We start from the raw sequence: 8320 nt of genomic DNA on the forward strand, positions 1-8320 counted from the left end.
GAGCTGCTCGGCGACGTGCTGCAGCGCGAGGAGGGCGGCGGGGCGTCGGCGTCGTCGCGCGCGATGACGGCCGGCGTGCTCGGCCGTGCGCTGGCCGCCGCTGACGAGTACGGCCAGGCGATGGGTGCGTACGGCTACGCGGCGGAGCTGCATGCCGAGGCCGAGGAGCCCGCTGAACAGGCGCTCGTGCTCACCGAGCAGGCCAAGATCCTCGCGCGCTTCGGCGAGCACTCCGACGCTCGCGACCTGCTCGAGCAGGCAGCCGAGCTGGTGCGCCCCACCGACGCGGTCGGCGCGATCGTCGAGGTGCTGCACAATCTCGGGCAGCTGTACGGCGGTGCACGCGACGAGCGCGGGTTCGCTCTGTTCGAGGAGGTGCGCGCCCTCGCGGTCGAGCACGAGGCGGACTGGCTGATCGCCGACGTCACCGACTCCCGCGGCCGCGCCCTGCTCGAGTTCGACCGCATCGACGAGGCGATCGCCGCACTGCTCACCGCAGCCGACGGCTTCGCGGCGATCGGCGATCCCGGATCGGCCGGCGGGTCGGAGCTGTTCGCCGCCCGCACGCTCGCCGGTATCGACCGCCTCGACGACGCGGTGCCGCTGTACCGCAGCGTGCTCGAACGGGGTGCCGAGATTCCGCCGCTGCGCCAGGTGGCAGCCCTCGAGCTCGGCGACGTGCTTGAGAAGCTCGGTCGCACGGGCGAGGCCAACCAGGTGCGCGCGCTGCTGGACGAGTAGGTCGCGCCAGCGGTTCGGCATCCGGCATCCGGCATCCGCATCCGCATCCTCCTCATCCGACGTAGGCGAACACGCGAGATCTGGATGAAACGTCCGGGTTCTCTCCTACCTCCGCCCGTTCGCCTGCGCTGGCGTGGGCAGGCGGGCCCGACAAGCCCGCCAGCCGATCGGATGCCGGCACCCGGCGTGCCGGCATCCGCACCCGGCATCCGGCAACCCGACTCATCCGACGCAGGCGAACACGCGCGCGTAGGACGAAACGCCCGGGTTCTCTCCTACCTCCGCCTGTTCACCTGCGCTGGCGCGGGCAGGCGAACAGGCGAACCGGGCAGGCGAACCGGACAGGCGGACAGGCGGACAGGCGAGCCGGGCAGGGCGGGCAGCCGAACCAGGCGCACAGCCGACGCTCCGCAGCGCACAACCGGGCGCCAGACGGCGGAGCAGGTCAGAAGAGTTGACGCCAGTTGGCCTTCGCGAGGTCGAGCAGCTCGTCGCCGCGGCCCGACATGACGGTGCGGATCGCATAGAGGGCGAAGCCCTTCACCTGCTCGGCGCTGATCGACGGCGGCATCGACAGCTCCTGCCTCTCGGTGACCACATCCAGCAGCGCGGGCCCGTCGTGTGCGAGCACCTCTGCCACCGCGTCCAGCAGATCCTCCGACCGCTCGACCCGGCGGGCGAAGATGCCGAGCGACGACGCGACCGCCGCGAAGTCGGGGTTGTCGAGCTCGGTGCCGTAGGTGACGAACCCGGCCGCCTTCATCTCGAGCTCGACGAAGTTCAGCGACGAGTTGTTCACCACGACCACCTTCACCGGCAGCCGGTTCTGGGTGATCGTGATCAGCTCGCCGAGCATCATCGCCAGTCCCCCGTCGCCGGCGAGCGCGATCACCTGCTGGTCCGGCCGGGCGGTCTGCGCGCCGATCGCATGCATGATCGCGTTCGCCATCGACCCGTGCGTGAAAGAGCCGATCAGGCGCCTCTGCTCGGTCATCGAGAAGTAGCGCGCCGCCCAGACGGTCGGGGATCCGACATCCGCGGTGAAGATCGCGTCGGACGCCGCCGCCTCGTCGATCAGCCGGGCGAGGTACTGCGGGTGGATCGGCGCCTTGCCGCGAGCGGGCACCGCCAGTTCATCCAGCTTCGCCCTCGACTTGCGGTAGTGCGCGACGGCATCATCGAGATGCGAACGGTCGCTCTTCTCTGCCAGCCGCGGCAGCAGCGCCCCGACGGTCGCCTTCACGTCGCCGACGAGGCCGAGATCGAGCGGATGCCGCCGGCCGAGCTGCGAGCCGCGGATGTCGACCTGGATCGTCGTCGCGTTCTCGGGATAGAACTGCGTGTACGGGAAGTCCGACCCGAGCACGAGAAGCACGTCGGCCGCCTCCATCGCGCGGAATCCGGACGCGAAGCCGAGCAACCCGGTCATCCCGACGTCGAACGGGTTGTCGTACTCGATGTGCTCCTTGCCGCGCAGGGCGTGCACGATCGGGGCGGCGAGCCGATCGGCCAGGGCGACGACCTCGTCGTGCGCACCCTCGACACCGGCACCGGCGAGGATCGTCACCTTGCGTGTGCCGTTGAGCAGGGCCGCCGCCCGCTCGAGCTCTGCCGGACTGGGCGTGATCACGGGGTTCGTGCGCGGGATGACGACGGCGCGGTCGTCGGCGACCTCGGCGAGGGCCACGTCGCCGGGGATGACCAGCACCGCGACTCCGCGCTGCTCGATGGCCGCGCGCATCGCGATCTCCATCAGTCGCGGCATCTGCGACGGGTCGGCCACGTACTCGACATACACGCTCGATTCGCGGAACAGCTCCTGCGGGTGCGTCTCCTGGAAGTACCCGGTTCCGATCTCGACCGTGGGGATCTGAGCGGCGATGGCGAGCACCGGCACGCGCGAGCGGTTCGCGTCGTACAGCCCGTTGATCAGGTGCAGGTTGCCGGGGCCGCAGGATCCGGCGACGACGGCGAGGTCGCCGGTGAGCGCGGCATCGGCTGCGGCGGCGAAAGCCGCCGATTCCTCGTGACGCACGTGCACCCAGCGGATGCTGCCGTCTCGGCGCAGTGCGTCGGTGAAGCCGTTCAGCGAATCGCCCGGGATGCCGTAGACCCGGTCGATCCCGTTCACCCGGAGCGTGCGGACCATGTTCTCAGCGACGGTCGTCATGCATCGACCCTATGCCCGCCGGGCGGGTCAGTAGTCGGAGACGCCGTACCGCTCCGGCTCCCCGGTGCGCTGGAACGCGCGTCCGCTGACCGACGACGGCCGGATGCGCACGTAGTTGTACTTGAGCGTCGGCACCCACGGCTTCAGTCCGAGCCGATCGGCCGCTTCGCGCTCATCCAGGGTGTCGAGGGTGTGCGCGCTGCCGCGCACGATGACGCTCCAGGCGTCCGCATCCGTGTGCTCGTCGACCTCGAACAGCACCTCGTGGTTGACGGTCAGCTCGATGAGCTTGCTGCCCTCTGCGGTGCGGAAGACGATCGATGTGCCGTCGGTGACGAAGTTGATCGGGAAGATGTCGATGACCTCGCCCACCCGGGTGACCAGGCGCCCCAGCTCGGATCCTCGAAGGCGCTGCCAGCATTCCTCTTCGCTCAGCCGGATGACCGGATCCTCGGTGGTCATGACGCGCTCCTTCCGCCTGGTTCGAGAGTATCCCCGAACACGACGACGCGGTACGGGCAGAAACCGCCCGTACCGCGTCGAAAGGAGTGCCGGTGATGCTCAGGCTGCGCGGATGAGCTTCTTGTTGACGAACTCGTCGGCCGCCAGCAGACCCAGCTCGCGCGAGGTGCCGCTGCGCTTCACGCCGCCGAAGGGCAGCTCGGGGCTGTCGGCGAGGGCGATGTTCACGTAGACCATGCCCGCCTCGATGCGGTTCGCGACCCGGTCCGCCTGTTCGGCGTCGGTCGTGAACACGTACGAGCCGAGGCCGAAGGTCGTGTCGTTGGCGAGCTCGACGGCGGCATCCTCGTCGGCGACGCGGTACACGACGGCGGCCGGACCGAAGAGCTCCTCGCGGTACACGTCCATCTCGGGCGTCACGCCGGCGAGCACGGTCGGCGCGAAGAACGCGCCCTCGCGGGTGCCGCCGGTGAGCAGGGTCGCCCCCTGCGCGACGGCCGTGTCGACCTGCTGCTGCAGGCGCTCGGCGGCCGCGAGCGACGACAGCGGGCCGAGCACGGTGTCCTCCTGCGTCGGGTCCTCGGCCGAGATGGCGGCCAGCGACGCCACGAACTTCGAGGTGAACTCGTCATACAGCTCGTCGACGATCACGAAGCGCTTCGCGCCGTTGCACGACTGCCCGTTGTTGTCGATGCGCGCGTCGACCGCGAGCTGCACCACGGCGTCGAGGTCATCGGCCGAGAGCACGATGAACGGGTCGGACCCGCCGAGCTCCAGCGCGACCTTCTTCAGGTTGCGGCCGGCGACCTCGGCGACGGCGGCGCCGGCCCGCTCGGAGCCGGTGACCGAGACGCCGTGCACGCGCGGGTCGGCGATGATGTTCGCCGCCTGCTCGTTGGTGGCGTACACGTTCACGTATGCACCCTCGGGCAGACCGGCGTCACGGTAGATGGCCTCGATGGCCGCAGCCGACTCGGGGCACTGCGGCGCGTGCTTGAGGATGATCGTGTTGCCGATCGCGAGGTTGGGAGCTGCGAAGCGGGCCACCTGGTACGACGGGAAGTTCCACGGCATGATGCCCAGCAGCGCACCGAGCGGCGCCCGGCGCACCACGGCGGTTCCCTCGCCGACGATGTCGAGCGGCTGGTCGGCGGTGATCACCTCGATGTTGTCGGCGTAGTACTCGATGATGTCGGCGGCGAACTCGACCTCGCCGACCGCGGCGGCGATCGGCTTGCCCATCTCGCGCACGATGATCGCGCCGAGTTCGTCCTTGCGCTCGCGGTGCAGCTCGGCGATTCGGCGGATCACCGTGGCGCGGTCCGCCGGTGCGGTCGCGCCCCATGTCTTCGCAGCCGAGGCGGCGGCCGCGACGGCCTGCTCGATCTGCTCGTCCGTGGCGGTGTCGTAGCTGGCGACGGTCTCGCCGGTGGCCGGATTGACGACGACGTAGTCGGTCATGTCGGTTCCTCTTCTCTCTCGCCGGAGCGGGCTCAGGCGTTGGGGATCAGGGTGTACTTGGTCGACAGATACTCGTGGATGCCCTCGGCGCCGCCTTCACGGCCGATGCCGGACTGCTTCACACCACCGAAGGGAGCGGCGGCGTTCGAGACGACGCCGACGTTCAGACCCATCATGCCCGTCTCCAGCGCGTCGATCATCCGGTGTCCTCGCGCGAGGTCCTCGGTGAACACGTACGACACCAGCCCGTACTCGGTGTCGTTTGCGAGTCGCACGGCCTCGGCCTCGTCGGCGAAAGTCGCGATGGCGAGCACCGGTCCGAAGATCTCCTCGCGGAGGATCGCGCTGCCGGCGACCACATCCGTGAGCACGGTGGGCTGGTAGAACGTGCCGGTGCCCTCGACGGCCTTGCCGCCGGCCAGCACGCGGGCCCCGCGGTCGACGGCGTCGCCGACGAGCTCCTCCGCCTTCGCGACGGCGTCTTCGTCGATCAGCGGACCGATGGCCACCCCGTCTTCGGTGCCGCGGCCGATCTTCATCGCCTGCACGCGCTCGGTGACGCGGCGCGCGAACTCCTCGGCGACGCCCTCGTGCACGATGAACCGGTTGGCGGCGGTGCAGGCCTGGCCGATGTTGCGGAACTTCGCGGCCATCGCGCCGTCGACCGCCTTGTCGAGATCGGCGTCCTCGAAGACGACGAACGGCGCGTTGCCGCCCAGCTCCATCGACACGCGCAGGATGCCGTCGGCGGCCTGCGCGATGAGCTTGCGGCCCACCTCGGTGGATCCGGTGAACGACAGCTTGCGCAGACGCGGGTCGGCGATGATCGGCGCCGACAGCGCGCCGGAGCGCGACGTCTGCACGACGTTGACGACACCGGCGGGCAGCCCCGCCTCTTCGAGCAGCTTCGTGAAGAAGATGGTCGTCAGCGGGGTCAGTGCCGGCGGCTTGATGACCACGGTGCAGCCGGCCGCCAGGGCGGGGGCGATCTTGCGGGTCGCCATCGCGAACGGGAAGTTCCACGGGGTGACGAAGAACGACGGTCCCACCGGGCGCTGCGACACGATCATCTGGCCGGTGCCCTCGGGGTTGCTGCCGTAGCGGCCGCTGATGCGCACGGCCTCCTCGCTGAACCAGCGCAGGAACTCGCCGCCGTAGACGACCTCGCCGCGCGCCTCGGCGAGCGGCTTGCCCATCTCGAGGGTCATCAGCAGCGCGAGGTCCTCCTTGTGCTGCTGCACGAGGTCGAAAGCGCGACGCAGGATGTCGCTCCGGGTGCGCGGCGCGGTCGCGGCCCAGGCATCCTGGGCGGCGACGGCCGCGTCCAGGGCACGGATGCCGTCGGCCGGCGTCGCGTCGGCGATCGACGCGATCACCTCGTTGGTCGCGGGGTCGCGCACGTCGAAGGTGCGCCCCTGCTCGGCATCCGTCCACTGCCCGCCGATGAAGAGGCCGCCGGGGACGCGGGAGAGGAGTTCCTGCTCGTTCGATGCGAGTGTCATGTTCATCTCGATTCTGTAGGAGGGGATGGTCAGCGCTGGCGGGCGCTCGGCGGGGCGTCCACTCCCAGCGTCTCACCGCGGAAGAAGGCAGGGGCGAAGATCCGCTGCACGAGCATCAGCACCGCGCCGAAGAGCAGCAGGCCGACGCCGATGAAGAACACGATGCCGATGCCGCCCTCGCCGTTCGCGTCGGCGCCGATCGCGATCGACCCGTAGTCGGGCGCGAGGCTGTCGGTCGCGGTGATGACGAAGAGCACGAGCAGGATGATGCCGCCGACGAGCGGGCTGGCGAACTTGAAGAAGAAGTCCTTGCCCGAGTCGAACCACTGTCGACGGAAGTACCACACGCACGACAGGGCGGTGATGCCGTAGTAGAAGCAGATCATCATTCCCAGCGCGAGGATGGTGTCCCACAGGGCGTCTTCGCTGAGGAAGCGCATCACGGCGTAGAACCCGCCCGCGACGAACGCGGACGCGATCGTCGCGTATCCGGGGGTGAAGAAGCGCGGGTTGACGCGCGCGAACTTCTTGGGCATCGCGCCGTAGTGGCCCATCGCGAGCAGGGTCCTCGCGGGCGAGATGAACGTCGACTGCAGCGACGAGGCTGACGAGGTGAGCACGGCGAGCGAGAGCAGGAAGGCGAGGCCGCCCATCACCGGGCCGGACAGCGCGAAGAACACGTTGCCGCCGATGTCCTCGTTCGTGAGCCCGAGACCCTTGTCGCCGATCCCCGAGTACATCAGGCTGCTGACGGTGAGCAGCAGGTAGATCGCGATGATCGAGACGACCGTGAGCATGGCGGCTCGTCCCGGCGTGCGCTCGGGATCCTTCGCCTCCTCGTTCATCGTGAGGGTGACATCCCACCCCCAGAACATGAAGACGGATGCCGAGAGGCCCATCACGATCATCGAGATCCCGCCCTGGATCTCGAACGGGTTGAACCACGCCAGCTCCGGCAGGTTCGCCTCGAAGGCCCCGCCCTGCACGGTCTCGACGATCGCCATCACGGCGAAGAGCACGAGGATCACGACCTGGAACGCGACCAGGCCGTACTGCAGCTTCTGCGACGTCGACACGTCGCGGTACGACACCCAGGTGGCGAGCGCGACGAAGATCAGGCACACCGCGACGTTCACGAACGGGTTGCGCGTAATCGAGGCGATCTCGTCGTTGCCGGAGATCTGCGAGATCAGCAGGAAGAGGAAGTCGACGGCGATGCCGGCGAGGTTCGACAGCACGAGGATGGTCGCGACGATCAGGCCCCACCCGGCCATCCACCCGACGTACGGGCCGAACGCGCGGGTGGCCCAGGTGAAGCTCGTGCCGGAGTCGGGCATGGCCTTGTTGAGCTCGCGGTACCCGAAGGCCACGAGCAGCATCGGGATGAAGCCGAGCAGCAGGATGGCGGGGACCTGGAACCCGACGGCGCCCACCGCGCCGCCGATCCCGGCGGTGTACGTGTACGCCGGGGCGATGCACGAGATGCCCATCACGAGGGCGCCGAGAACGCCGACGGTGCCGACGCTGAGCCCCTTTCGGGAGATCCCGGTGGTGACTCCGGAGTCGGGCTCCATCGCCCGATCGGTGCTGGACATCAGCGTTCTCCTGCCTCGGCGCGCGTGCGCGGGACGACGATCATGGGTACGGGGAGCTCGTGCAGCATCTTCGCCGCAGTCGAGCCCAGGAAGAGGCGGCGGGGCTGGGCGAGCCGGCTGGAGCCGACCATGACGACCTCGCCAGGATGCCAGCGCAGATGCGCCACGGCGTCTTCGACGCTGTCGCCCGCTGCGCGCTCGACCTCGGCGGCGACGCCCTCGGGAAGCGACGCACGCACCTGTGCGAGCACGTCCTCTCCGTGAGCGTTCTGCGCGAGGGTGATCGCACCGGTGTCGAGACCGGCAGGCACGTCGAACGGCACGAGAGAGACGAGGCGCAGGGTGCCGCGGGCAGCGGTGGCGAGCTCGACGGCGGCGTCGAGCAGGGC

The 8320-nt window shown here is 69.5% G+C and carries 6 protein-coding genes and 1 pseudogene; 1 reads left to right on the forward strand and 6 read right to left on the reverse strand.

The window, feature by feature from the left end:
• A pseudogene (locus tag RT309_RS11885) lies at window positions 1–741 on the forward strand (hypothetical protein); the annotation flags it as partial.
• A 445-nt stretch (window positions 742–1186) separates the two neighbouring features.
• Here the strand turns inward: RT309_RS11885 and poxB are convergent.
• From poxB to RT309_RS11915, 6 genes are all read right to left on the reverse strand, one after another.
• A complete protein-coding gene (gene poxB / locus RT309_RS11890) occupies window positions 1187–2911 on the reverse strand; it encodes a ubiquinone-dependent pyruvate dehydrogenase (protein ID WP_313357310.1) in 1725 nt (574 codons plus the stop codon).
• Between the two features lie 27 nt (window positions 2912–2938).
• The gene (locus tag RT309_RS11895; protein WP_313357312.1) at window positions 2939–3373 is read right to left on the reverse strand and encodes a pyridoxamine 5'-phosphate oxidase family protein; all 435 of its coding nucleotides are present in this window, start codon (window positions 3371–3373) and stop codon (window positions 2939–2941) included.
• Between the two features lie 99 nt (window positions 3374–3472).
• Window positions 3473–4834, reverse strand: a complete 1362-nt coding sequence (locus RT309_RS11900) for an NAD-dependent succinate-semialdehyde dehydrogenase (RefSeq protein ID WP_313357313.1) — start codon at window positions 4832–4834, stop codon at window positions 3473–3475.
• A 32-nt stretch (window positions 4835–4866) separates the two neighbouring features.
• Window positions 4867–6336 (reverse strand): NAD-dependent succinate-semialdehyde dehydrogenase, encoded by a 1470-nt coding sequence (locus RT309_RS11905; RefSeq protein WP_313357314.1) that lies wholly within the window; start codon window positions 6334–6336, stop codon window positions 4867–4869.
• A 29-nt stretch (window positions 6337–6365) separates the two neighbouring features.
• On the reverse strand, window positions 6366–7931 hold the full coding sequence (locus tag RT309_RS11910; RefSeq protein WP_313357316.1) for an APC family permease: 1566 nt from the start codon (window positions 7929–7931) through the stop codon (window positions 6366–6368).
• A partial coding sequence (locus RT309_RS11915) for a universal stress protein (protein ID WP_313357318.1) occupies window positions 7931–8320 on the reverse strand: 390 nt, incomplete at its 5' end. The genes RT309_RS11915 and RT309_RS11910, both read right to left, overlap by 1 nt.

This window comes from Microbacterium sp. (assembly GCF_032084865.1).
Classification (GTDB): Bacteria; Actinomycetota; Actinomycetes; order Actinomycetales; family Microbacteriaceae; genus Microbacterium.